The sequence below is a fragment of the Paraburkholderia sp. NPDC080076 genome, from assembly GCF_050281145.1.
GTDB lineage: Bacteria > Pseudomonadota > Gammaproteobacteria > Burkholderiales > Burkholderiaceae > Paraburkholderia.
The window spans coordinates 35,001-60,751 of record NZ_JBNNWQ010000003.1 but is presented as its reverse complement, the minus strand read 5'-3'; the positions used below and the strand labels follow the sequence as shown (position 1 = coordinate 60,751).

Genomic DNA, 25,751 nt, shown 5'->3' with positions numbered 1-25,751 from the left:
TGCGCTGCGTCAGGAAATCGTGTAACGGTTTTGCGGGCCGCCGAGGTACAGGCCGCGCGCGAGCGTGAGGATCTGCTCGCGATGCCGGTCGAACGCGGCGAGCACGGCCGGTTCGTCGGAGCCCACGCTCGGGCTCAGATTCGAAATCACCGAACGGTTGACGGTAAAAGCGATTTCGCGCGCATTGTCGTAGCCCCAAAAATTGACGCAGTGGTGAGACGCGTCGTAGCTGCGGCTGGGATTCGGGAAGTTGAGGGACATTTCGTACTCCCGGGATATAGGGTTCTCCTTCCACGGTGCGCTGAATGGGGGAACGGGTCAAGGGGTTTTTGCAGGCGGGCGGAGCGGGCTCGCCGTTGTCGGGTCAGGGCGGGGTTTTCGAGTCCGGATCAGTCAATGATGTGCGAGAGACCGGCTCAATACGCGAATCAAGAGCCCAGGTCTGCCGCTTGCTGCAAAGCTCGTGTCATCCAACCAGGAGAGGACCATGAGCCAGACCAAAGAACCCGCCAAGGGCAAGCCGGACGACATCGAACATCCGCAGCCCGCCACGCATAGCGACAACGAAAAGAGCAAGCTGCCTGAACGCGACGATGAAGGACGCGATCAGTCACCCGCGGACCGTCCGGGCAAGAAACCCGGCGAGGGCGAGCCGTCGGTCAGTTGAAATATTAGAAGCCCATCCAGGAGCGGCTTTGCTGCATTTTCGCGGCGAAGCCGTATAAATTTTTCCCTTCCAACGACTTTCATAAGCCAAACATTTCTTCCTAATTTTTACCGATTATTTTTTCTGCATGATGGACTATTTTTCTGCTTGCAGCGACGTGTGCGCCAAGCGGACCAGCTGCCGCCCCTCAACAGATAACAAAGGCGACGCTCATGTCCATCTCCTCGACTCTCACCCACCGTCCCAGGGTCTCCATCTGTCTGCCGACCTGCGATCGTCCCGATCTGATCGCAACGTGCATCGATTCGTGCCTCGCGCAGAGCTACGACGATCTGGAGATCGTGATCGGCGACGACTCGAAGGACGCGCGCACCGAGCAGTTGATCGCGGCCCGTTATGCGCGGGAGCCGCGCGTGCGCTATGCGAAGAATCAGCCGCCGCTCGGCCAGGCGCGCAATGTCGCGAGGCTGTTCCAACGCGCGAGCGGCGACAAGATCCTGCTGATCCACGACGACGACCTGCTCACTACGGACGGCGTCGAAAAGCTCGTGTCGCTATGGACGCTTCACCCGCAACTCGATGCGGCATTCGGCGACCAGTACGAAGCCGATCACAGCGGCGCCATCGACTTCGAAGCGAGCGCGAACCTGAACTCCGCGTTTCGGCGTACGAAAGATGCCGAAGGCCTGCAATCTCTGCCGGGCAGAACCGGCCTGATCCAGATGTTTCCAAACAACGGCTGGATGGCCAACGCCGCACTCGTGAAACGGATCGGCTACAAGGAAGAATATGGTGTGTGCTGCGACTTCGTGTTCGGCACCGAACTGTGTCTCGCCGCGCGCGAGGTGTTCTATCTGCATGACTATGTCTCGGTGTATCGAAAGACGGCCAGCTCGATCTCGCATAGCACGCGCGGCACGGCGGTCGCGGCAACGGTCAGCGCGTATGCGTTCGTCAAGGCGTTGAGGCTGCCAGCGCAGCTCGAGCCGTCGCGCACGCTGGCATTGCGCCGTCTCGCGCCGATCGTGGTGTCGGTTCATGCAAAAAATCGTCAGGCGCTCACCGGCTTCAAGGTCGCCCTCGCCCATCTGTATGCGTACAACTATGGCCTGAGGGCGCGGCTTTACTACCATCTTCTGTTGCTTGCGCGTGGTGCATTGAGCGCGCGTCAGCAGCCCGTCGCCGCGGCGGTTGCCGCGGTAGCGGCCGCGCCTGTCGTTGCCGCGGATCCGGCCGCCGTGGTGAAGGAGCTCGTCTCGGAACTGGTAAGCGATCATTCGGAACAAGTCTGACGTGGCAACGCCGGCGCTGAACGCCGGCAAGCCTTCGCGCAATAAGCGTGTTTTCTGCTAAGCATCCTCTGCTAAGCAAACGCGGATTTGTTGCTTGGTCCGGCGCGGTGCGCTGATTACGATAAGGACGCCCCTTCACCAGCCCCGAGGTGATACACCATGTCCGACAGTGCCTGTTTCAAGCCGCGTGTGATCGAACCGGTCGTCGTCAACCAGCCTGAAGGATTGGGCCTCGCGGTGGAGTTGTGGCTCGCGCAACCCGTCGATGGAATCGCGGGGCGAGCGCTGCAGATTCATTTACGCAGCGACGCGAAAATGGCGCAAGCCGAGCAGCTGCGCGATCTGCTGCACGCATTGGGCACGGAGATCGTCGTGGCGTGAGCATGCGCCCTGCCCTCGCTGCACAGTGGGTTCGCATCGCCGGGGCCCATAAAAAAACGGCGGCCGGGATTGACCCGGACCGCCGTTTTCAAGCAGCGCCTAACTGCGCTGCTCGACGAGCCTCAAAGACTCAAGGCTCGAGGCGCAAATACCCTTCTTTCGACGGATCGCGCATCCGCAGAGCCACGAGGCCGGCAATCGCGCACAGCGCGGTGACGTACCAGTAGAACATCGATTCGTTGCCGACCGACTTCAGCCACAGCGCCACATACTCGGCCGAGCCGCCGAAGATCGCATTCGCCACCGCGTACGAGAGCCCCACGCCGAGCGCGCGCACTTCAGGCGGGAACATTTCCGCCTTGATCAGACCACTGATCGACGTGTAGAAACTGACGATCGCAAGCGCCACCACCACCAGACCGAAGGCCGCATACGGGCTCGTCACATCCTTCAGCGCGTGCAGGAGCGGCACCGTGCCGATAGTCGCGAAGAAGCCGAAGAACAGCATGGAACGACGGCGGCCGATGCGGTCCGACAAGGCGCCGAACGCCGGCTGTATCACCATGTAGACGAACAGCGCGGCGGTCATCACGTTGCTGGCCGTCTTCGCATGCATGCCGGCCGTGTTGACCAGATACTTCTGCATGTAGGTGGTGAACGTGTAGAAAATCAGCGAGCCGCCGGCCGTGAAACCGAGCACCGTCATGAACGCGCCTTTGTGCAGCCACAGCCCGCGCAGCGTGCCGGCTTCCTTGCGTTGACGCGTTTCGGCGGTGGTGGTTTCGTCGAGCGATTTACGCAGATACAGCGCGACCAATGCCGCGACCGCACCGATGGCGAACGGCACGCGCCAGCCCCATGCCTTCAGCTCTTCGGTGGAAAGCGTTTGTTGCAGCACCACCAGCACCAGCAGCGCGCACAACTGGCCGCCGATCAGCGTGACGTACTGGAACGACGCGAAGAAACCGCGCCGGCCCTTGAGCGCGACCTCACTCATATAGGTCGCGCTGGTGCCGTACTCGCCGCCCACCGACAAGCCCTGGAACAACCGCGCGACCAGCAGCAGCGCCGGCGCCAGCGCGCCGATCTGTGCGTACGTGGGCAGCAAGGCGATCACGAGGGAACCGCCGCACATCATGAACACCGACACCATCATGGCCGTGCGGCGGCCGTGCTTGTCGGCGAGGCGGCCGAAGAACCAGCCGCCGATCGGGCGCATCAGGAAGCCGGCGGCGAACACGCCCGCCGTATTGAGCAGCTGCGTGGTGGTATTGCCGCTTGGGAAGAACGCCGGCGCGAAGTACAACGCGCAGAACGAATACACGTAAAAGTCGAACCACTCGACGAGATTGCCCGATGAAGCGCCAACGATCGCGAAGATGCGGCGCCGTGTGTCGTGAGCCGAGGCCACGGTTTGGTCGGTTAGGTCGGTCATGCTGTTCTCTTTCCTTGTCTTTGAACGGAGGTAGCGGTCGTGGCGCCGCCTTCATCACCCGCGAACCGACATGCCGCAGAGGCAGTCGGCGCGTGCGTGCGCGAATTTTACAGAATCGCAAGGAGAAGATGGGGGTTTGTTAGGGGGCGCCAGACGGGGGGCATGTCGATGTTGCGGCGCGGCAGCGCTGATGTCTTGTCCTGATTGCGACTGAGCGGCCAAGAAAAAAGCCAGCTCGAAAGCTGGCTTTTTCACATTGTATCGATCGCGTTGCGTCGCAACCCGCCGATCACACTCTCACCGCGGGCGGTACATAGCGGCACTCATAACGCTTGCGGACCGTGCCGTTCTCATCGACGCTTTCCAGATACACGTCGAACTGCCACAGCCGTGCCATGTGCTTGAGCACTTCTTCGCTATCGCCCGACAGATGCCGGTTGTCGCTCATGAAGTGCCGCAGCGTCAAACTCCGGTCGCCGCGCGTGTTCACCGCCCACACCTGAATATTCGGCTCGCGGTGATGCATGTCGTACTGGCGCGACAACGCCTGACGCACGTACTGATAGCCGCTGTCGTCATGAATCGCCGAGACTTCGAGCGCGTCGCGCATGTCGTCGTCGAGCACGGAGAAGAGGCGCATCTCACGGATCAGATGCGGCGACAGATACTGCGCGACGAAACTCTCGTCCTTGAAGTTACGCATCGCGTAGTGCATGGCGGGCAGCCACGGACTGCCCGCCAGTTCCGGGAACCACTTGCGATCTTCGTCCGTTGGCGCCTCGCAGATGCGGCGAATGTCGCTCATCATCGAAAAACCGAGCGCGTACGGATTGATGCCGCTGTAGTACGGTTTCGTCACCGGCGGCTGGTAGACCACATTGCTATGCGAATGGAGAAACTCCATCATGAAGCCGTCTTCCAGCTTGCCCTGGTTGTACATGGTGTTGAGCAAGGTGTAATGCCAGAACGTCGCCCAACCCTCGTTCATCACCTGGGTCTGCCGTTGCGGATAAAAATACTGGCCGACCTTGCGCACGATGCGGATCACTTCCCGCTCCCACGGCTCCAGCAGCGGTGCGTTCTTCTCCGCGAAATACAGCAGGTTTTCCTGCGGCTCCGGCGGATAGCGCTCCTCGATTTCCTCCGGCAACGGCGTATGCCGGGTCGGCAAGGTGCGCCACAGTTCATTGACCTGCGACTGCAGATACGCTTCGCGTTCGCGGCGCGCCGCAAACTCCTTTTCCAGCGACAACTTCTGCGGGCGCTTGTAACGGTCCACGCCGTAGTTCATCAACGCGTGGCACGAATCGAGCAATTCCTCGACCCGGTCGAGCCCGAAACGCTCCTCGCACTCCGCGATGTAATTCTTCGCGTAGACCAGGTAGTCGATGATCGCGTGCGCATCCGTCCACAGCCGGAACAGATAGTTGCCCTTGAAGAACGAGTTGTGCCCATAGGCCGCGTGGGCGATGACGAGCGCCTGCATCGTCATCGTGTTCTCTTCCATCAGATACGCGATGCAGGGATTCGAATTGATGACGATCTCGTACGCCAGCCCCATCTGCCCGCGACGGTAGCTTTTTTCGGTGGAGAGAAAGTGTTTGCCGAACGACCAATGACGGTAGTTCACCGGCATGCCGACGGACGCGTACGCATCCATCATCTGTTCGGCGCTGATGAGTTCGAGCTGGATCGGATACACGTCGAGTTCATATTGCTCTGCAACACGGGCAATATGCGAGTCATACTCTTCGATCAATTCGAAGGTCCAGTCGGACGGGCACGGCAGAGGCCGTCTATCGGCTACGTTCATACGGACTTCCCTTTGCCCCTCAGTGGGCGTTCCGGTGTGTCCCCGTGCTGCAGCGGTGTCGACTGCTCCGGCTGCGGCGGCTCCCGTATCGTCCGCCTTCGCCTCGGCATGCCCCGACTGTTGCTGCTGCGGCACGCCTTTCCCGCGCTCCGGCTGGTAGCCGCGCGCTTCGTTGTGCAGGTGTTTTGTCATGAAGACGCCACCTGCTTCTCAAACAGCTCGCGAAATACCGGATAGATGTCGGCCGCGGTTTCGACCTTCTTCATCGCCATGTGCGGCTGGCTCAAGGCCAACTGCGCGTATTCGAGCCACAGATTCTGCTCTTCCGGCGTCACCTGAATATACGCAAAATAGCGCACCTTCTCCAGAATGTCATCCGAGAGTATCTTGCGGCACTTCGGCGAGTCGTCGGTCCAGTTGTCGCCGTCCGACGCCTGAGCGCCGTAAATATTCCATTCAGTTGGCGAATAGCGCTCGTCCATTACCTTCTGCATCAGCTCCAGCGCGCTCGACACCACCGTGCCGCCGCTTTCGGTCGAGTGGAAGAACGTGTCTTCGTCGACCTCTTCAGCACGCGTATGGTGGCGGATGAACACCACTTCGATCTTCTCGTAGTTACGCTTGAGGAACAGATACAGCAGGATGAAGAAGCGCTTGGCGAGGTCCTTGCGCTGCTCGTCCATTGAACCGGACACATCCATCAGACAGAACATGACCGCCTGGCTGGAGGGCGTGGGTTGCTTCACGCGATTCACGTAGCGCAGATCGAACGGATCGATGAACGGAATCCGCCAGATGCGCCCGCGCAAATGGTGAATCTCTTCTTCGAGCACTTTGATCTCTTCGCGTCGATCGTCGGGATCGGCTTTCATCGTTTCCAGTTGCCGTTCCATCTCGTGCAACTGGTTGACGAGCGGCGCACCGAGCGCAATGCGGCGGCCGAGCGCGCTGCGCAACGAACGGACCACGTCGATGTTATTCGGCGTGCCTTCCGCAGCCCAGCCCGCGCGGATGCTTTTCCACGTGGGCACGGCCATCAGATGGGTTTTGACGAGACGCGGCAGCTCGAGATCGTCGAAGAAATACTGCATGAATTCTTCGCGGCTCAGCTCGAACACGAAGTCGTCCTGACCCTCGCCTTCATTGCTGGCCTGGTTGCCCCCGCCTCCACCACCGCCGCCTTGCGGGCGCTGGATCTTGTCGCCACGGATGTAGTCGGAATTGCCCGGATGCACCATTTCCCGCTTGCCGCCGGGTCCATGCCGGAACGACGGTTCCGCAATGTCCTTGCGCGGGATGGTGATGCTCTGGGTGTTCTGAATGTCCTTGATGCTGCGATCGCGCACGGCTTCCGAAACGGCGCGACGAATATAGTTCTTAACGCGACGCAAAAAACGTTCGCGATTCGCAATGCTTTTGTTCTTGCCTGCTAACCTGCGGTCGATGATTTGATGAAGCACGCCCGGTCTCCCGTATCGATGGGCGTTAGCGCTTTAGCGCTTACGCCCATCCCATGCACCGCATGTCGATCAGAGTTGGCGCTTTAGCACTTACCCAGACCCCATGCAGCGGCACTAATTTCCGGTGCGCGAGACGCTTGCTGCTTAAGCCCACGCTATGTCCATGCAGCTTGCGCCTCGCAGGGTGCCCGCGCGGTCGGACCGCGCGGGCGGCACGCAATGCGCATCATGACGACTTGCGCACGCGCAGATACCAGTCACACAGCAAGCGCACCTGCTTCGGCGTATAGCCCTTCGTCACCATGCGATTGACGAAGTCTTCGTGCTTGCGTTGTTCCTCCGCCGAGCCCTTGGCGTTGAACGAGATCACCGGCAACAGCTCTTCCGTGTTCGAGAACATCTTCTTTTCGATCACGACGCGCAGCTTCTCGTAGCTGACCCAGGCGGGGTTCTTTCCGCCGTTGGCAGCACGCGCACGCAGCACGAAGTTCACGATCTCGTTGCGGAAGTCCTTCGGGTTGCTGATGCCCGCGGGTTTCTCGATCTTCTCCAGTTCGGCGTTCAGCGCCGCGCGATCGAAACTCTCGCCGGTGTCATGATCGCGGAACTCCTGATCCTGAATCCAGAAGTCCGCGTACGTCACATAGCGATCGAAGATGTTCTGACCGTACTCGGAATACGACTCCAGATACGCGGTCTGAATTTCCTTGCCGATGAACTCCGCATAGCGCGAGGCGAGCACGTCCTTGATGAACGACAGATACTTCTGCTCGGTTTCTGGTGGGAACTGCTCGCGTTCGATCTGCTGTTCGAGCACGTACATCAGGTGCACCGGATTGGCCGCGACCTCGGTCGAGTCGAAGTTGAATACGCGCGACATGATCTTGAACGCGAAGCGGGTCGACACGCCGGTCATCCCTTCATCCACGCCCGCGAAATCGCGGTACTCCTGATACGACTTGGCCTTCGGATCGGTGTCCTTGAGATTTTCGCCGTCGTACACCTGCATCTTCGAGAACAGGCTCGAATTCTCCGGCTCCTGCAAACGCGTAAGCACCGACATCTGCGCCATCATCTTCAGCGTGCCCGGCGCGCACACCGCATTCGCCAGCGACGAATTACGCAGCAGCTTCTCGTAGATCTTGACCTCTTCACCGTAGCGCAGGCAGTACGGCACCTTCACCACGAAGATCCGGTCGAGCAGTGCTTCGTTGTTGCGGTTGTTGCGGAACGCCTTCCATTCGGACTCGTTCGAGTGAGCCAGAATCACGCCGTCGAACGGGATCGCACCGAAGCCTTCCGTGCCCTTGAAGTTGCCTTCCTGGGTCGCAGTCAGGAGCGGGTGCAGGACCTTGATCGGGGCCTTGAACATTTCGACGAACTCGAGCAGGCCCTGATTCGCGAGACACAAGCCACCGGAGTAGCTGTATGCGTCCGCGTCGTCCTGTGCGTACTGTTCGAGTTTGCGGATGTCGACCTTACCGACCAGCGACGAAATGTCCTGATTGTTTTCGTCGCCCGGCTCGGTTTTGGCTATACCGATCTGGCGAAGGATCGACGGATAGCGGCGCACCACGCGGAACTTGCGGATGTCACCGTTGAATTCGTGCAGGCGCTTGACCGCCCACGGGCTCAGAATGCTTTTCAGGTAGCGGCGTGGAATGCCGTATTGTTCTTCGAGAATCGGGCCGTCTTCCTCGTAATCGAACAGACCGAGGGGCGACTCGTTCACGGGCGAGCCCTTGATCGAGTAGAACGGCACGCGTTCCATAAGCTGCTTCAGACGTTCCGCAATCGACGATTTACCGCCGCCGACCGGGCCCAACAGATACAGAATCTGCTTCTTTTCTTCGAGCCCCTGGGCCGAGTGCCGGAAGTAGGCGACCACCTGCTCGATCACCTCCTCCATTCCGTAGAACTCACGGAATGCGGGGTATACCTTGATGACCTTGTTCGCGAAGATGCGCGACATGCGCGGATCGTTACGAGTGTCGATCTGTTCCGGCTCCCCGATCGCCGTCAACATGCGTTCGCCAGCCGTGGCGTACGCGGCGGGATTGTCTTTGCAGAGCGCGAGATACTCCTCGAGCGAGAGCTCATCTTCTCGCGTTTTCTCGAAGCGGGTCGCGAAACTGCTGTAGATATCCATGCTACCTCCTCGCCGAAGTCTAGACCGATGTCGTGCGCGGCGCGCTATTCGGAAACGACATCGCTCGAATTCATCCTAAACCCTTTTAAATTTTTTTTCACGAACTACGTTGCGAAAATCGCGCCGCATTCGCCTCCCGACATTCCTCACTTGGAAACAAAGTTTCGACCACCTACAATCTTGCACTCATATCGCAGCGATTGCAGTCATACGTCCCTGCCTTTTGCGCTGCCGCCTTGACGCCTCATCAGCACTCTACTGCAGTGCTGCTCAGTGTTCCTCTCTTCCTGTCCTGCAATACTCTCTTGCGTAAAGCCGTTACGTTCATCGAACGATCCCACTGCTGTACCGGACGGCATGTCTGCACACACACACTTTGTTGCTGAAAAGCGCTGACGTCTGCCTGCTTTCTGTGTCCGTCACCTTTTTCCTCAACGCGCGACCCAAGCGTTCGGTCTACAGCGACACATGCCTGTTACATGTTCGTGCGCGATGCACGCGCGGTTTCACACATAAGCAAGGTCCGTGCAGCTTCATGCGGTTCGTCAAATCACGAACGTTTTTGTTCCGTCATTAGCAAGCGTGTCATGCATTGTCGTGAGCGACACGCAGGCATTAACCGCGTCGTGAGCATGGTTAGCCGCATGTATAACTGAATGACGACAACGCCATGCATTGCTTCAATAGGTGTATACGGCAAAGCCGCCGGTACGGATGCGAACAATGTAAAACGGCCACCCGCAGGCAGCCGTTTGAATGAAGCTTCGTAATACGCTGTTACAAGCGTGCGCCCTCTCAGGTCAGTTCAATCTCCACTTCCCCAAGGCCGTCGATGTGTCCGCGCACGATGCCCGCTTTATCCAGCCTGTGTGCGCCGACGTACGAACCGGTGGTGATAGTCCACTCCGGTTCGATGGTGATACCCATGGCGGCGCAATGGTTGACGAACCAGACCAGCAGCTCGCGCGGGTCGCCTGCCGGATTGCCGGTGGCTTCCGGCAGCAGCGAAGCGCCGTCGAAGCTCAGTTCCAGTTCGGGTGAAACGAAATCGAAGCCGCGCGCGAGACCCGCATAAGCGACCGGATGGCCCGTGATCAACGCGCCGTTGTTCTGCGCATCGGCCAGTTGCGCGAGCGGCGCGACATTCGGCCATTCGGCGAAGCGGCTGTCGACGATCTCGATGGCCGGCAATACGACGCCGACCTTCGAGAGCACCTCGTCGCGCGCATAGGCCCGGCCGCGCGGTTCGATCGCCTCGGCGAAGCGGAAGGCGATTTCCAGCTCGACCAGCACGCGGAAGAAACCGTCATGCGCGACGCGCGCCGGCGAGCGCAGCACCAGCGAGGCCGGAATCGGCGCGCCCGCGGCGGCGCCGCCGGGCGCTTTGGCACCGATCTTCCAGGCGCCCGTCGAGTCGCCGAGACCTGCGATGACCGCCTGCTGGATCGCATACGCGGTCGCCGCATCGGGCGGCAGGCTGTCGGGTGCGGGCGCATCGATCGGGCGATGCTGCCGGCGTGCTTCGACGAGGCGGTTCGCGAGGTCGTATGGCGTCATGTCGGTCCTTTGTGGCTGGCGCATTGAGCGGTTGGTTGTGGCGTGCTGGTGGGTGGTGGCCGTGCTTTGGGGCATGCGTTGCTGCGCTCGAAGGCGGCGGAGCCGCGCTCGTGGGCTAACGGGCCGCGTCGGCGATTGCCGCACCATGGCGGATAGCGTCCCCCAAGGGGAGTTGCTTCGGTGCGTCCGTCAATGTACCGGATCACGACGCTTGCCAGGGGACCGACTGCGGTCGCAAACGTTACTTAATGCGCACACCATAAAAAAAGACCGCGAATGCGTGCGCAATCGAGGTCTTTTTGAAGCGAGGCCGTCATCCTCTCGCGGCATCTACCCATCTAATGGGATTGGCTGCGGCGCCGGGAATGAATGTTGCAACTGACTTCCGCTCAGAACGTTTCCCAATCCTGATCGCTGCCGGCGCTAGCGGTCGCTATCGCTTTAGCAGGCGCGCGTGCCGCTGCGGCAACGGGCTGTGCCGTCGCGGCCGGCGCGTTCGTCGCGGCTGCGGCTTGCACGGCGGGTTGCGCAGCACGAGCGTGCGCGACCTTGCGTGCGACCACCGTACGTGGCGGCGTAGCCGCGCGCTTCGGCGGCGCGCTCACGGGCGCCTTGTAACCGCCTTCTTCGAGTTGGAACACGGCTACCGCGGTACGCAGTTTGCCGGCCTGGTCTTCGAGCGACGACGCTGCTGCCGCCGCTTCTTCGACCAGTGCGGCGTTTTGCTGCGTGACTTCGTCCATCTGCGTAACAGCGCGCGCCACCTGATCGATACCGCTGCTCTGCTCTTCCGACGCCGCGGCGATTTCGCCCATGATGTCGGTCACGCGCTGCACCGCGCCGATGATCTCGGTCATGGTGCGGCCGGCTTCGTCGACCAGCGCCGAGCCCGACTGCACGCGCTCCACCGAGGTGTCGATCAGTTCCTTGATTTCCTTCGCCGCCGCTGACGAGCGCTGCGCGAGGCTGCGCACTTCACCGGCCACGACCGCGAAACCGCGCCCTTCTTCGCCGGCTCGCGCCGCTTCCACGGCCGCGTTCAATGCGAGGATGTTGGTCTGGAACGCAATCCCTTCGATGATCGAAATAATGTCGGCGATCCTGGCCGAGCTTTGATTGATGTCGCCCATCGTGCCGACCACCTGGCCGACCACCGCACTGCCCTTGTTGGCGATCTCCGACGCATTGGCCGCCAGCGAGCTCGCCTGGCGGGCGTTGTCGGCGTTCTGCTTGACCGTGCCGGTCAGCTCTTCCATGCTCGACGCGGTTTCCTGCAGCGCGGAAGCCTGCTCTTCGGTGCGCGAGGACAGGTCGATATTGCCGGCCGCGATCTGGCGCGTAGCCGTCGCAATCGATTCGCTGCCGCTGCGCACGGTACGCACCGTTTCGGTGAGACTGTGCTGCATTTTGGCGATGCCTTCGAGCAACTGCCCCATTTCGTCGCGCGATGTCACGACGACCGGGCGGCGTAAATCGCCGGCCGAGATCGCGTCGAAATGTTCGAGGGCGGCATCGAGCGGCCGGGCGATCGCGCGGCTAAGCGTCAGGTACGAAATCGCCGCAGCCAGCACGCCGATCAGCAAGGCGCCCACGCTGACCATGCGGAACACATCGAAGCTGCCTTGCGCGGCGTCGTAACCCTCTTTCGCCGAGGTGAACTGGTATTTGCGCAGCGCGTCGTCGGCATTGGCGAGGTCGTTGTAGGCCACTTGCAGACGCTTGGCGCCCTCGACCAGCTTGGGCGGTTCGTTCGCGACGACGATCGCCGCAAAGGTGTCCATCTGCTGATGCAGCGCGTCGCGTTTGGCGACGACGTCCTGCGCGAGGCGGTCTTCGTCCGGGTCGCGCGGCAGGTCCATGTACTGTTTCCACCACGTGTCGGAGGTGGCGCGCATGCCGCGCGCGCGCTCGAGCGTCGGCGTCGCTTCCGGCGTGCCGATCATGAACGCCGCACGGTCGAGCGCCAGCCGCTCACGCGCCGCGAATAGCTCGGCGTTGCCGATATTGACCGCGCTCGGCATGGCGTTGGTGAAGGTGTCCTTATAGGCGTCGTTCGAACGGCTCATGCCGAACAAACCGAAGACGCCGATGGCGACGAGCAGCGCGGCGAGAAAAGCCATCGTGAGGCCTATCCGCGCCTTGATCGTAATGCCTTTGTTCAACATGCTTGTTCCTGTGCTTTACAAAATGAGAGGCTGCGTACGCAGCGCGGTTTTGCGTGTGGCGTCTGCGTAATGGCGCTTTTTCGATACGTCGCTCTAATAGTCCTGTTTACGGCCTGCGGACCGCGTACTTGAAGGATTTATATGGTATGACGAAAGGCGCTGTAAGCAACCGGAATAAATTACAAGGTGCTGACAGACGGCGGATTTGCGCACCGGTGATGCGGAACGGGCGTGCCGGTGCCTGCAGATGGAAGTGAGAGACCGCGCGACATTGCGACCGCTGGGAATGTGCTGACGGCGTCGCGCCACAGGTGTTGAATACCGCGACGGCAGCGAGCGCGCCACAAGGCTGAATTTGATCGTCTGCGTTCTTGCTACGACGAGAGCAAGCGTTGCACCGCAACGCTGTTGAGCGTTAGGACATGCGCGCGATTTCAGCGCCTCGCTCGACAACGCCTGCCAGATCTGAAGAAATGTTCAACGCCGCTGCGGGCGAGAATCAAAGGCTACGTGTTACGCCAAGCAAATCGCCCGATGACGCGCGCGGCCGCGCCGCTAGCCACAAATGCGCGTATGTATCAGCGCATCGAATCAATCACGCCGCCAGATCGCGCTTGGCCGCGCCGGCCCATGTCGCGGTCGACTCGCGCACGATCAGCCGCGGCGACACCACGCGCCGGCGCCCCGGCGCGCGCGGCGTGCCCGACGACGTGCCGGCAATCCGTTCGATCAGCGTCTGCGCAGCCATATCGCCGAGCGCGCGCACTGATTGCCCGACGGTCGAGAGCGCTGGATAGGTGAAACGCCCCAGCTCGATATCGTCGAAACCGATGATCGAGCAGTCGCGCGGCACGCTGATATTGCGTTCCGCCGCGGCGCGCAATGCGCCGATGCCCATCATGTCGTTGCCGGCAAAAATCGCCGACGGTTTGACCGTGTCGAACAGTTGCGCGGCCGCACGGTGGCCGCCGGTGCCCGAAAAATCGCTTTCCACGATCGCATCGGGCGGAATCTCGATGCCGCGCTCCGTCATCGCGCGGATAAAGCCGTGCACGCGCATCGCGCTGACCGCCGTCTGAACCGGCCCGGTGATGCAGCCGATCCGCACGTGCCCCAGTTCGAGCAGATGCCGGGTCGCGAGATACGCGCCCTTCTCGTGATCGATCTGCACCAGATCCGCGTTCAGCCCTTCGATATTGCGATCCAGAATGACCAGCGGCTCGTGCGAGTCCGCGAGCGTTTGCGCGAGCACGGCGTCGTCGCCGGCGGAAGCGACGATCAGGCCGTCGATCCGCTTTTCCTGCAGCACGCGCAGATAGTTACGCTGCTTGGCCGGATCGTCGTCGGAATTGCAGAAGAACACGCAGTAGCCGTTACGCGAGCAACCGTCCTCGATGCCGCGCGCCAGTTCCGCGAAATACGGGTTCGTGGTGTTGGGCACGACCAGCCCGATCGTCGCGGTCGCCCGTGCCTTCAGTGAGCGGGCCACCGCCGACGGAACATAGTGGAGCTGACGGATCGCGTGTTCGACCTTCGCGCGCACGTCCGCCGACACCGGCCGCGAGTTGTTCACCACGTGCGATACCGTCGTGAACGACACGCCTGCCACAGCCGCTACATCCTTGATCGTCGCCATAACCTGTTGCTCTCCCGCCTGTTTTACCCGCCGGCCGCGCCATCTGGCGACCCACCGGACGTCTTCATCGAAGACAGACCAAACCCATGAATTCTTACGCTTTACCGCTCATGACGCCGCAACCGCCCTGGTTGCGTTACTCTGCCGGCTTGCGGTGCCGGCCACCGCTCAGGCGCGCTTGCGGCGGCTGCGATACGTATCCAGCACCACCGCCACCACGATCACCGCGCCGGTGATCATGCGCTTGGTCGGCTCGTTCGCGCCGATCTGCGCGAGGCCGGCCGCCAGCACGGAAATGATCAACACGCCGAAAAAGGTACTGATCACCGAGCCGCGCCCGCCCATCAGGCTGGTGCCGCCTATCACCACGGCCGCGATCACTTGCAGTTCCAGGCCGACACCCGCGTTCGGATCGGCCGCTTCCAGACGCGATATCTGGAACAGCGCGGCTAGCCCCGAGAGCGCGCCCATCAGCGCGAACACGATGACCTTGTACGGACGCGGATTGACGCCCGCGAGCCGCACCGCTTCCTCGTTGGTGCCGATGCCGACCAGATAGCGGCCGAACACCGTGCGCGTGAGCACCAGCTGCGCGATCACCATCACCGCCACCGCGATCAGGAACGCCGGCGAGATGCCGACCGCGATCGGGTTCGACAGGAAGTCGAACGCGTCGCCGATATAGGCGGTGCGCGAATTCGTCATCTGATACGCCATGCCGCGCGCCGCTTCGAGCACGCCGAGCGAGACGATGAACGACGGAATCCGCCAGCCCACCGTCACCGCGCCGGTAATGGTGCCGGTCAGCGCCGCCGCGGCGACGCCGAGCAACGCCGACGGCAACGGCCCCCAGCCCCACTTCAGCGCGGCCACGCTCACCACCGACGCGCCCAGCGCCAGCACCGATCCCACCGACAGATCGATCCCGGCGATGATCAGCACGAAGGTCATCCCGACCGACATCACCACCAGATCGGGAATCTGATTGGCGATCGTACTGAACGTGTCGTACGTCAAAAAGTGCGAACTCAGCAGCGAGAACAGCACGATCATCGCCAGCAACGCGCCGGCGAGCCCGAGATAATTCGAAAAGCCCAGCCGCGTGCCGGCCGGTTTGCCGCTCGCGAGTGGCGCCGACGGATCGGCCGGCGGCGCAACTGTGCCAGTGCCGCTACCCGTTCCCGGCTTGTCGCCCGATGCTTCCCGCAACGGTTGATCGTTCATGACAGACTCCCTGCTTCGCTGGCGTCGGGGGCGGCGTGCAGCAACGCTTCGCGGCTGCGGTAGCCGGCGAAAGCCGCGGCCAGCAACGCATCCTGCGACCAGTTATCGCGCTCGAACACACCCGTCATGCTGCCCGCGGACATCACGCCGATCCGGTCGCAGATCAGCATGAGCTCACGCAGGTCGCTCGACACCACGACGAGCGCGCGCCCTTCACGGGCCAGCGCACCCATCAGGCCATAAATATCGAACTTCGCGCCGACGTCGATGCCGCGCGTAGGTTCGTCGAATAACAGCACGCGGCAGTCGCGCGCCAGCCAGCGGCCGATCACGACCTTCTGCTGGTTGCCGCCCGACAGCTCGCCGACAATCTGCCCCGGCCCGGACGTGCGGATCCGCATCGCCGCGATCTGCGTCTGCGCGAGCGCATTCTCCCGCTTCGCATCGACGATGCCGTGCCGCGCCACGCTGCCGATATTGCCAAGCGACACATTGGCCGCGATCGGCTGCGGCAGCAACAGGCCTTCGCCTTTACGGTCCTCGGTGATAAGCGCGATGCCCGCGCGCACCGCGTCCGAGGGCGACGCGATCTGTACCGGCGTGGGCGGCGCGCCCGGCGTTTGCGCCAGCGACACGGTGCCGCCGTCCTTCGGATCGGCGCCGTAAATCAGCCGCATCAACTCCGTGCGGCCCGCGCCGATCAGGCCGCTGATGCCGAAAATCTCGCCCGCGCGCACTTCGAACGACACCTCGCGCACCACCTTGCCGCGCGTGAGCCTGTCCACCTCCAACAGCGGCGCGCCGATGTTGCGCACGCCCAGATCGATCCGCTCGCCGAGCTCCCGGCCGACCATCCATGTGACGATTTCGTCGCTGGTCAGGTTGGCCATCGCGTCGACATGCACCAGCCGCCCGTCGCGCAGGACCGCGATCTGCTCGGCCACCCGCGCGAGCTCCTCGAGCCGGTGCGAGATGTAGACGAGCGCCACGCCGCGCGCCTTCAGCCGGTCGATCTGTTCGAACAGCAGATCGACTTCGCGCGCGGTCAGCATCGCGGTCGGCTCGTCGAGGATCAGCACGCGGCAGTCGTCGATCAGATTGCGGGCGATTTCCACCATCTGCTGATGGCCGATGCCGAGCTCGCCGACCAGCGTGTCCGGATCGATCGCGTCGAGGCCGACCTGCGCCATGGCGTGACGCGCATCCTCGCGCAGCTTGCGCCGGTCGATCCAGCCGAAGCTGAACGCGCCGATCCGCGGCAAGCGGTTCAGGAACAGATTTTCGGCCACCGACAAGGTCGGCAGCAGATTCAGCTCCTGCATCACCATGCGCACGCCGAGCGCCTCGGCTTCGGTGCGGCTCGCCGGCGCATAAGGCGCGCCGCCGAGCTGCATCGTGCCGGTGGTCGGGTCGACCAGCCCGCCGATGATTTTGGACAGCGTACTCTTGCCTGCGCCGTTCTCGCCCGTCAGCGCCAATACCTCGCCGGCGCGCAGCGACAACGAAATGTCGGCGAGCACCGGTTCGGCGTAGGTCTTGCCGATGCCGCTGACAGAAAGGACGGCAGGCACGGCGTCGTGATCGGTTGAGTCCATCGCAATCCTGGTTCCGGGGCGCCGGGCCGTGGCCTCATGCGATTCGCTCGCTTGAAGTTGCGGCCCGTGCGCCCCGTGTCATGCCGGCCCAATGCGCGGAATGCGCAGGCGCTAAAAGCCACGCACCCTCCCGTCGCGCGGCACCGTCATGACGCTTACCTCTGGAATTAACGGCGGCGCGGCAGGTTTCTTGAGCGTTTATTGAATACACGCGGGTTTGCGAGCGTATGTCATGCATTGAGCACGAAACGACGCCGGCGCAAACCCGCGTACCCGACTTACCCCGGGCTGACCGGGCGATGCTTACTTCGTGACCAGATCGCACGGCGTTTCCACCACGCCGGACAGATCCGCCTGCTTCTTGTGTTCGCTGAGCGCCTTCAGCGCAGTGTCGATGCCGAACACGGCCTGCTTGGCGGCGTACTGATCCGCCGTGGCGAGCACGCGGCCGTCCTTGAGCATCGGCTTGATCGCGTTGATGTTGTCGTAGCCGACCACCAACACCTTGCCCTGCTTGCCTGCCGCGCGCACGGCCGAGACCGCGCCGATCGCCATGTTGTCGTTGCCGGCGAGGAGCGCCTTCAGATTCGGGTATTCGTTGAGCATGGCCGACGCCACCGCGTTGCCCTTGTCGATCTCCCATTCACCCGATTGCACCGAGACGACCTTGGCGCCCACCTTCTGCATCGCGTCCTTGAAACCGGCGGTGCGCTGCTGCGCGTTGGTGGTGGTCGAGACGCCTTCGATGATGCCGACCTCGTCGCCCGCCTTGAGCTTCTTCGCCAGGTAGTCGCCGACCTTCTGCGCGCCCTTGCGGTTATCCGGTCCGACGAACGGCACGTTCAGGTCCTTCGACTTGAGCACGTCCGGGTCGAGCCGGTTGTCGATGTTCACGACGATGATGCCCGCGTCCACCGCCTTCTTGACGACCGGCACCAGCGCTTTCGAATCGGCCGGCGCGAGCACGATCGCGTCGACCTTCGAGACGATCATCTGTTCGACGATGCGGATCTGGTTCGCGGTATCAGTCTCGTCCTTGATGCCGTTGGTGATCAGGTCGAACTGCGACGGGTTGTGTTTCTGATAGTCCTTCGCGCCGGTCTCCATGGTCAGGAAAAACTCGTTGGCGAGCGACTTCATCACCAGCGCGACCTTAGGCTTATGAGCAGGCGCGCTCTGCGCGTACGCGGAGGAAAACGGCAAGGCGGCGGTAGCGGTGGCGAGGACGGCGGCCGCCAGGATGCGGCGGCGAATGCGTTGGCTCATGCATATCTCCAGGGTCTGTCAGGCTCGCAACGGAGCCTTATTTTTAATTAGTGCGCAAACGTTTGCGAGGCCCATTCTCAGCGCAGTCCATTCCGATTGTCAACGATGCGCGGTGTTGCAGTGCATCGGCGCGCGGCGATGCGCTGGCGTGCTGTGCACCGGGTCGAATCGGAGCGGCGCGCTGTTGTAGCGGGCCGGCAGGCGGCGTATTGCAAAGGGTTCCTCGCTTGGTCCGTGCGTGGCAGATTTGCCGCCGGCTGCAAGATCAACGGCCGGCGGGCCGCCTATGCTGGACTTTTATTGCGCGCGGTGCAAGCGTGGAGAACGCCGGACGGCCAGCGGTGGGTTTGCTGCGGGCGCGCTGTTGCTCAGTCCGGCCAGTTTGAGCGGATGGATGGCGGCGCCGACGGACGCCGCCCCGCCCGCTCATCAAAGCCAGCCGACCTTGCGGAAGCGCCAGTACAGCACCAGGTCGACGGTCAGCATGACCGCGAGACAGATCGGATAGCCGTACTTGTAGTGCAGCTCGGGGATGGTCTGGAAGTTCATCCCGTAGATGCCGGCGATCATGGTCGGCACCGCGAACAGCGCCGCGAACGAGCCGAGCCGTTTGGTCACCTCGCTCTCGGCCAGCGAAATCATGCCGAGATTGACCTGCACGGCGGTGACGACCATTTCGCGCCGCCCGTCGATGATCCTGACGATCCGCTCGAGATGGTCGTAGACATCGCGGAAGTACGCCTGCATGCCCCCGCAGACGCTCGGAATGCGGCCGCCCGTCAGTTTGCTGATCGCTTCCTGCAATGGCGCGATATGGTGCTGCAGAATCACGAGGCGCCGTTTCAACGAATACAGATCCTGGATGATCGCGCGCGACGCCGCCGAATTGTTGCGGTCGAAAATGCGGTCTTCGAGCGCTTCGATCTCGGTGTTCAGCGCCTCGATGATCGGGAAGTAACGATCGACGATATCGTCGGCGAGCGCATACAGCACGAACGCCGCGCCTTCCTTGAGCAGTTGCGGCTCGCGCTCGCAGCGGGCGCGCACGTTCTGAAAGCCGATGCGCGTGCCGCGCCGCACCGACAGCACATAGTTGCTTCCCACGAACACGTCGACTTCGCCGATCAGCAGTTCGCCCTCTTCGTCCATTTCCACCGTGTGCATCACGGCGAACAGCGACTCGCCGTACTCCTCGATCTTGGGACGCTGATGGCCGTTCTGCGCATCTTCGATCGCGAGTTCATGCAGGCCGAACTCGTGTTTCATCACGGCCAGCTCGCCCGGGCCCGGGTCTTTTAGCGCCACCCAGACAAAACACTCGGGCCGCGCCACGTAGTCGCTGATGCTATCGATGTCGATGTCTGCCAGCTTCCGGCCGTCCTGATAGGCGGCGCAATTGATCAGCATGTTTGGATTACCTTGAAAACGGAACAGAGCGGCCGGACGCTTACGAAACGTAAGCCTGGCGGCGCATCTGCAGGAACGGATTGGCGTTAGCCGCCATGTTAAGGGCTATGCGCGCCGCTCATGTATCGAATTGTTAAGCCGCGCGGACGCCGTGCGCAACGCCCGTGAGACAGAACACGCTATTGCGCGACCCGGCGCAGCGCGATGCGGTGATCGTCGCCGAACGTGACCGAGGCGCGGTTCGTGTAGCGCGTATCGGCCGTCACCGTGAAGCGCATTTCGACGACCGGATCGAACTGCGTCGACACGGCGATGCGATGCACGCCCGGACTCAGATAGAAGACCACGTGCTCGCCGTTCATCAGGTCGGTGACCTGCTCGCCGTCGATATACACCAGGGCATCGCGAAAGCGGACGATCACGTCACGGGAACGCTCACGGCGGACATCCACGGCGACGAGCCCCTCTCCGGCTCCGTGTAGCCTGGCTGGACGATGCGAGCGGCCGGCACTGGCTTGAACGGAACCGGCTCGGCGGGTGTCGAGGCGCAGCCGGCGAGCACGCCGAGCCTCAGCGCGGCAAGCGCGCCCAGCTTCGCCAATACGACCCACGCGGCTTGACGGTAACGGTCCGGACGCGTCGGCATGCTGGGGCTCCCGTGTTTTTGATTGTGGTCTTCTTCTTGCTGATCGGTATGCGGGACGATGCCTGGCCATCCTGATTGCTCACGTTCGTGGCACCCGCTCAACCTTTGCCATGCATGATAGCTACGCGCGGTCGTTCTGCCAGCCTGGCCGATCGGACGACCCCGCGGCCTCTTGCATGGCGCCGCGTTCTTCTTCATGATCGCTGCAAAGGGCCGTTCCGTGGGCTGCCGCGCGTTGTGTTCCCGTTGCGGATTTACCCTCGGTTCCAGCGCATGCCACTTTGCCCGCGGACATGCCGGCTTCCCTGTTCAGCCTATGCGCCGCGCTTCGGGGCCGGCCTTGCCGGACATACGACCAAGGAGACTGCAATGTGGTATTTCACCTGGATTCTCGGCATCGGCGTGGCGTTGGGCTTCGGCATCATCAACGTGATGTGGCTGGAAGCCGGAGGCAAGTTCGCGCGTGACCCGGAGCGCGCCGTATCCGCCACGCCCGAGGACACGCCTTCGTGACCCATCTGGTTTTCTTCTGCGGCCACGCGGGCACGGGTAAGACCACGCTCGCGAGAAAGCTGCTCAGCCCGTTGATGAAAGCGAGCGCCACGCCCTTCTGCCTGCTCGATAAAGACACGCTCTACGGCGGCTACAGCGCGGCCGCCATGGCCATGCTGACCGGCGACCCGAACGACCGCGACAGCCCGCTGTTTCTGCAGCATCTGCGCGATCCCGAGTATCGCGGCCTGCTCGATACCGCCCGCGACAATCTCGAACTCGGCGTCAGCGCGATGGTGGTCGGGCCGCTCTCGCGCGAAGTGCGCGAGCGGCGTTTGTTCGATCGCGCGTGGCTGGGGGTCGCTGCGGACGTGGTACTACGGGTCGTGTGGGTCTATACGTCGGAAGAGACGGCGCGGCAGCGGATCCTCGCGCGCGCCAATCCGAACGACGCATACAAACTCGCGCACTGGGACGAGTATCGGCAGCGCCGTTTCGTGCCCAGTGGCGATATCTGCGGCGATCTGCTGATGTTCGACAATACCGCGCCTACTTCGGCGGATCATGAAACCCTGCTCGCGCGCATCGTGGGCGAGCCGCAGGCGGCGACGATCATGCCGCCGGTACCTGTGTAGCAGCGGCGTCAATAAAAAACGCCCCGAATGTCGGGGCGTTTCCTCGGCTCTCTGCGGAGCCGTCTTTGCTGCTCGCGGCAGACGTTTCATGCCAGCTGCCGCCTTGTCGCACGGCCCTCGATGCCGGTCCTTCAGACAGTAGCCATCGTCTCCAGCGACTGTCCTTCGTACAACTGCCCGAAGCGGTTCGCGAGGAAGTCGCGCAGCGACACCTGCTCCTGGCGCACGAAGCCCTTCTGCGGCAGCTTCTCTTCGCGGAACAGATCGAGCACCGCGCACATCGCGCCGGCCGTGGTGATCTGGATCGCGCTCATCGGCACGCCGCACACCGTCTTCGCGAAGATCTTGCGGGTGAACACTTCCTGCACCAGTTGACCGTCGCGCATGCCGCTCACCGTGATGAACACCAGCACCACGTCTTGCGCGGTGGACGGCACCGAACGGCGCATGATGTTCTTGAGCGTGTCGCGGTCGCTGGCAAGACGCAGGTCTTCGAGCAGGAACTGCATCAGGTTGCGGTGGCCCGGATAGCGCACCGACTTGTAATCGAGCGACTCGACCCGGCCCGACAGCGTTTCGCACAGCGTGCCGAGGCCGCCGGAGGTGTTGAAGGCTTCGTATTCGGTGCCATCGAGCGAGAAATGTTCGAGGCCTTCGAGCGGCTGCACCCACTGCGTGCGGCTGTCGCGGATCGCTTCGCACGGCTGGCAGTACTCGTTGATCAGACCGTCCACGCTCCACGTCAGGTTGTACTTCAGCGCGTTGGTCGGAAATTCCGGCAGCGCGCCCACGCGCATCTTGACGTCGCGGATTTCCGTAAAGCGGTTCGCCAGTTCATGCGCGGCGATGCCGATGAAGCCCGGCGCAAGACCGCACTGCGGCATGAAGGCGTGATCGGCGTCGTCGGCGATCGCGCGGATCGCATGGGTGGCGCGCACGTCTTCCGTCAGATCGAAGTAATGCACGCCCGCGCCCTTGGCCGCCGACGCCACGTTCACCGCGAGGTAGTACGGCAGCGCGTTGACGAGCGCGTCGAAGCCTTGCACGGCGGCGCGCAGCGCGGCGGCATCGGCGGAATCCACGCGGCGGGTCGGAATACCCTGGGCGGCAAGTTTGTCGAGCGCGTGCTGGTCGCGGTCGAACGCGACGACGTCGTAGTCGCCGGTTTCGCGCAACATGTGAGCGATGGTGTGACCGATCAAACCTGCACCAACAATGGCTATTTTCATTGCGCTTCTCCTTTATCGACCGATGTCAGCGCTTTAGCGCTTACTCCGGTCCCATTTTGTGTGCTGTCTCCAGCTTGGGAAGTGCGCTGCGCTCGTGGCGCGGCGCCCGGCGGGCTGAACCCTTGAGCAACAGTTTAGGGAGAAGCAAAAACAGTTCATACGCGCAAAATGCTGCGCTATGACCATGAACTTCGACGTTATGACGAACTTTTTAGTCGATATGTCTGAAAGTTGTTAAAACGGCGTAAACGCGGGGTGGCGCTCACACCATGCCGCGATCGATCTTGCGCGCGAGGATGATCGAAGTCGTGGTCCTCTCCACGCCTTCAAGCCCGCCGATCTGATCGAGCAGATCGTTCAGGCGATCGGGCGAATCGGCACGCAGCCACGCGACGTAATCGAACTCGCCGCTCACCGCGCACAGCAACTGCACCTCGGGCATCTTGCCGAGGCGCTTCTGCACAGCCGGCCCATGCTTCGGCGCGATGATGATGCCGACGTAAGCCACGATGCTCGAGTCGAGCACGTCCTGGCCAAGCCGCACGCTGTATCCGGCGATCACATTGCTGCGTTCGAGCCGCGCGATGCGCGCGATCACCGTGGTGCGCGCCACGCCGAGCTGACGAGCGAGATTGGCAACGCTCTCACGAGCGTTGGTTTGCAGCAGCGCAACGAGGTTGCGGTCGAGGTCGTCGAGTTGGTCGAGGCGCGGAGGTCTCATCGAGAGAAAAGGAAGTGGCTCAGATGAGGCGGATTATCGCGCGTCTTCCGCGGCAAATGGAGAAGTCACCCAACCCAATCGCCTTGAACATCATCATGAGCGAAATGGCAGGCGTTGCGCGAGTCACGGGCGCGTCGCGTTAGCCGCCAAGCTCATGCGCCGAACCGCTCGATCACGAAATCGATGAAGCTGGTGAGCTTGGGCGTGGCGCGCCGATCGCGCGGATACAACAGATGGACCGGCGCGCCCTCGGGCAGATAATCTTCCAGTACCGACACCAACTCGCCGCTGGCAATCTCCCTGGCAAGCAGCGCCTCCGGCTGCAACACCAGCCCGAAGCCGTGCAACGCGGCCACCTTGAGCGCCTGGCCGTTGTTCGCGCGAAAGCGGCCGGCGCGCAACTGACACTCGGTCGCGCTCTCGCCGCCGAGGCGCCACAAACCTTCGCGGCCCCAATGCAGAAATCCCAGGCATTCATGCTGCATGAGATCCTCGGGTGTGCGCGGCGTACCGGCGCGCGCCAGATACGCCGGCGACGCGCACGCGCGCATCCGGTACGGCTTCAACGGCCGCGCGACGAAACTCGAATCAGGCAACTGGCCGATGCGCACCGACGCGTCGAAGCCCTCTTCCACCAGGTCGATCATACGGTTCGACAGATCGAGTTCGAGCGTGATGTCGGGCCAGGCGGTGAGGAACTCGGTCATCGCCGGGGCGAAGACTTCGACGCCATAGGTGAGCGGCACCGTCACCTTGAGCACGCCGCGCGGCGCGGCGGCCATCGCCTCGGCGAGCGACTCCGCATCCTTGACGTCGGCCAGGATGCGCCGGCATTGCTCGTAATACTGCCGGCCGATCTCCGTCAGACTTTGCCGACGTGTGGTGCGCGTCAACAGCCGCGTGCCGAGCCGCGCTTCGAGCGAACGGATATGCTTGCCCACCATCGCCGACGATATGTCGAAGCGCTCGGCCGCGGCCGTCAGGCTGCCCGCCTCGACCACGGCGACGAAGATCTCCATGCTGACGAATTTATCCACCCGCTATTTCCTGTTCGTTTCGGTTGTAAGCGTTTGTCGCATAAGAGCCGCATTGTAGGGATATCGTGATACTAATAGCGGCGACGGCAAAGTGGGCAGCCGGCCGCCGTGCATAATCATGACCCGCGCATGACCACTGCATGACGGGCCGCTCGCACGCAAGCCTTGTCCCAATTCGAATAGAATCAGGAGTTTCGATGAAAAAAGCACTGGTAATGCTGGCCACCGCAGTCGCCATGAGCGGCGCGTTCGCACAAACACCCGCGCCGGCGTCGGCACCGGTGAGCGCCGCTTCCGCACCCGCCGGCAAGGCCGGCCACGAGCGCAACGTCGAAGACCGCATCGCCTACCTGCATTCGCAACTGAAGATCACCTCGGCGCAGGAATCGCAGTGGAACACCTTCGCCGACGTGATGCGCAGCAACGGTCAAACGATGGGCCAGTTGTTCCAGCAACGCCGGGCCGCCACCAACGTGTCGGCGCTCGACGACATGAAGCAATACGCGACGATCGCGCAAGCGCATGCGGACGGCATGAAGAAGCTCGTCGACGCGTTCGATCCGCTGTACAACAGCTTCTCGCCAGAACAGAAGAAGCTGGCTGACGTGACCTTCCATCAGCCGGGCGGCGTGGAAGGCCACGGTCATCATGGCAAAGGCAAGGGCAAAGGCGGCAAGTCCGCGCCGGCCCCGGCAAGCGACGCCACGGTGAAGCCGTAAGCGTAAGAAACCGCCGGCGCGCAGCGCGGATTTGCCGCGCGGCGCGCCGGTTTTTTTTGCTGTGGGCGGCGGCATATGGCCGCGTTCCCCGAGCGCGTCGATCGTGTCGTCGACAGACGATGCGCGCCGCCGTCCATCGCAAAAGAAACCGGTCGCCAGATGCATCTGGCATGATGCGAGTCGTACGCGGCCCGAACACCTGAAGTCGGGCACCGCCGTAAAACT

Annotated in this window: 23 protein-coding genes; 6 read left to right on the top strand and 17 right to left on the bottom strand. The window is 62.5% G+C overall.

What is annotated here, in order from left to right; all coding sequences use genetic code 11:
• Positions 1-9 precede the first annotated feature (9 nt).
• On the bottom strand, positions 10-261 hold the full coding sequence (locus tag ACQKRQ_RS12565) for a DUF1488 domain-containing protein (protein ID WP_132374246.1): 252 nt from the start codon (positions 259-261) through the stop codon (positions 10-12).
• A 226-nt stretch (positions 262-487) separates the two neighbouring features.
• Between ACQKRQ_RS12565 and ACQKRQ_RS12560 the strand changes: the two genes are divergently transcribed.
• The 3 genes from ACQKRQ_RS12560 to ACQKRQ_RS12550 all read left to right on the top strand — a co-directional run bounded on the left by ACQKRQ_RS12560 (position 488) and on the right by ACQKRQ_RS12550 (position 2,340).
• Positions 488-667 carry a hypothetical protein gene (locus tag ACQKRQ_RS12560; RefSeq protein WP_132374245.1) on the top strand — a complete coding sequence of 60 codons (180 nt, stop codon included), beginning with the start codon at positions 488-490 and terminating at the stop codon, positions 665-667.
• Positions 668-879: 212 nt separating this feature from the next.
• The gene (locus ACQKRQ_RS12555) at positions 880-1,959 is read left to right on the top strand and encodes a glycosyltransferase family 2 protein (protein ID WP_427477240.1); all 1,080 of its coding nucleotides are present in this window, start codon (positions 880-882) and stop codon (positions 1,957-1,959) included.
• Between the two features lie 159 nt (positions 1,960-2,118).
• Complete coding sequence (locus ACQKRQ_RS12550) at positions 2,119-2,340, top strand: hypothetical protein (RefSeq protein ID WP_427477238.1); 222 nt, start codon at positions 2,119-2,121, stop codon at positions 2,338-2,340.
• Positions 2,341-2,470: 130 nt separating this feature from the next.
• Here ACQKRQ_RS12550 and ACQKRQ_RS12545 read toward each other — a convergent pair whose 3' ends face one another.
• The 13 genes from ACQKRQ_RS12545 to ACQKRQ_RS12485 all read right to left on the bottom strand — a co-directional run bounded on the left by ACQKRQ_RS12545 (position 2,471) and on the right by ACQKRQ_RS12485 (position 20,693).
• Positions 2,471-3,775: an MFS family transporter gene (locus ACQKRQ_RS12545; RefSeq protein ID WP_132374243.1), complete on the bottom strand. Its 1,305-nt coding sequence runs from the start codon at positions 3,773-3,775 to the stop codon at positions 2,471-2,473.
• 289 nt (positions 3,776-4,064) lie between these two features.
• Positions 4,065-5,780, bottom strand: a complete 1,716-nt coding sequence (locus ACQKRQ_RS12540; protein WP_207915627.1) for a SpoVR family protein — start codon at positions 5,778-5,780, stop codon at positions 4,065-4,067.
• The gene (locus tag ACQKRQ_RS12535) at positions 5,777-7,048 is read right to left on the bottom strand and encodes a YeaH/YhbH family protein (protein WP_132374242.1); all 1,272 of its coding nucleotides are present in this window, start codon (positions 7,046-7,048) and stop codon (positions 5,777-5,779) included. The genes ACQKRQ_RS12540 and ACQKRQ_RS12535 overlap by 4 nt, the downstream gene beginning before the upstream one ends.
• 226 nt (positions 7,049-7,274) lie before the next feature.
• Positions 7,275-9,197, bottom strand: a complete 1,923-nt coding sequence (locus ACQKRQ_RS12530; RefSeq protein WP_132374241.1) for a PrkA family serine protein kinase — start codon at positions 9,195-9,197, stop codon at positions 7,275-7,277.
• A gap of 795 nt (positions 9,198-9,992) precedes the next feature.
• On the bottom strand, positions 9,993-10,754 hold the full coding sequence (locus ACQKRQ_RS12525; protein WP_132374239.1) for a hydratase: 762 nt from the start codon (positions 10,752-10,754) through the stop codon (positions 9,993-9,995).
• Between the two features lie 389 nt (positions 10,755-11,143).
• Positions 11,144-12,919, bottom strand: coding sequence for a methyl-accepting chemotaxis protein (locus ACQKRQ_RS12520; protein WP_427477234.1), 1,776 nt, complete (start codon positions 12,917-12,919; stop codon positions 11,144-11,146).
• A gap of 595 nt (positions 12,920-13,514) precedes the next feature.
• Complete coding sequence (locus tag ACQKRQ_RS12515; RefSeq protein ID WP_408180754.1) at positions 13,515-14,555, bottom strand: LacI family DNA-binding transcriptional regulator; 1,041 nt, start codon at positions 14,553-14,555, stop codon at positions 13,515-13,517.
• Positions 14,556-14,723: 168 nt separating this feature from the next.
• Entirely contained in the window at positions 14,724-15,779 is a 1,056-nt protein-coding gene (locus ACQKRQ_RS12510; RefSeq protein ID WP_132374236.1) for an ABC transporter permease, read from the bottom strand.
• Positions 15,776-17,374: a sugar ABC transporter ATP-binding protein gene (locus ACQKRQ_RS12505; RefSeq protein ID WP_427477232.1), complete on the bottom strand. Its 1,599-nt coding sequence runs from the start codon at positions 17,372-17,374 to the stop codon at positions 15,776-15,778. The genes ACQKRQ_RS12510 and ACQKRQ_RS12505 overlap by 4 nt, the downstream gene beginning before the upstream one ends.
• A gap of 303 nt (positions 17,375-17,677) precedes the next feature.
• Entirely contained in the window at positions 17,678-18,640 is a 963-nt protein-coding gene (locus ACQKRQ_RS12500; RefSeq protein WP_427477230.1) for a sugar ABC transporter substrate-binding protein, read from the bottom strand.
• A gap of 429 nt (positions 18,641-19,069) precedes the next feature.
• Entirely contained in the window at positions 19,070-20,047 is a 978-nt protein-coding gene (gene corA, locus ACQKRQ_RS12495) for a magnesium/cobalt transporter CorA (protein ID WP_132374233.1), read from the bottom strand.
• 179 nt (positions 20,048-20,226) lie between these two features.
• Complete coding sequence (locus ACQKRQ_RS12490) at positions 20,227-20,499, bottom strand: hypothetical protein (RefSeq protein WP_427477228.1); 273 nt, start codon at positions 20,497-20,499, stop codon at positions 20,227-20,229.
• The gene (locus ACQKRQ_RS12485) at positions 20,466-20,693 is read right to left on the bottom strand and encodes a hypothetical protein (protein ID WP_427477227.1); all 228 of its coding nucleotides are present in this window, start codon (positions 20,691-20,693) and stop codon (positions 20,466-20,468) included. Before ACQKRQ_RS12485 ends, ACQKRQ_RS12490 begins: the two co-directional genes overlap by 34 nt.
• 369 nt (positions 20,694-21,062) lie before the next feature.
• Here ACQKRQ_RS12485 and cydX point away from each other — a divergent pair, with 369 nt between their 5' ends.
• Together cydX and ACQKRQ_RS12475 are read left to right on the top strand one after the other, a co-directional pair.
• Positions 21,063-21,206 (top strand): cytochrome bd-I oxidase subunit CydX, encoded by a 144-nt coding sequence (cydX, locus tag ACQKRQ_RS12480; protein ID WP_132374232.1) that lies wholly within the window; start codon positions 21,063-21,065, stop codon positions 21,204-21,206.
• A complete protein-coding gene (locus ACQKRQ_RS12475; RefSeq protein WP_132374231.1) occupies positions 21,203-21,820 on the top strand; it encodes an AAA family ATPase in 618 nt (205 codons plus the stop codon). The genes cydX and ACQKRQ_RS12475 overlap by 4 nt, the downstream gene beginning before the upstream one ends.
• Before the next feature lie 131 nt (positions 21,821-21,951).
• Here ACQKRQ_RS12475 and ACQKRQ_RS12470 read toward each other — a convergent pair whose 3' ends face one another.
• From ACQKRQ_RS12470 to ACQKRQ_RS12460, 3 genes are all read right to left on the bottom strand, one after another.
• Positions 21,952-23,049, bottom strand: a complete 1,098-nt coding sequence (locus ACQKRQ_RS12470) for a saccharopine dehydrogenase C-terminal domain-containing protein (protein WP_427477224.1) — start codon at positions 23,047-23,049, stop codon at positions 21,952-21,954.
• Positions 23,050-23,311: 262 nt separating this feature from the next.
• Positions 23,312-23,770: an Lrp/AsnC family transcriptional regulator gene (locus ACQKRQ_RS12465; RefSeq protein ID WP_132374229.1), complete on the bottom strand. Its 459-nt coding sequence runs from the start codon at positions 23,768-23,770 to the stop codon at positions 23,312-23,314.
• Between the two features lie 152 nt (positions 23,771-23,922).
• Positions 23,923-24,807, bottom strand: coding sequence for a LysR family transcriptional regulator (locus ACQKRQ_RS12460; RefSeq protein WP_132374228.1), 885 nt, complete (start codon positions 24,805-24,807; stop codon positions 23,923-23,925).
• Between the two features lie 197 nt (positions 24,808-25,004).
• On the opposite strand from ACQKRQ_RS12460, the gene ACQKRQ_RS12455 reads away from it, so the two are divergent.
• On the top strand, positions 25,005-25,526 hold the full coding sequence (locus ACQKRQ_RS12455) for a Spy/CpxP family protein refolding chaperone (protein ID WP_132374227.1): 522 nt from the start codon (positions 25,005-25,007) through the stop codon (positions 25,524-25,526).
• Positions 25,527-25,751 lie beyond the last annotated feature (225 nt).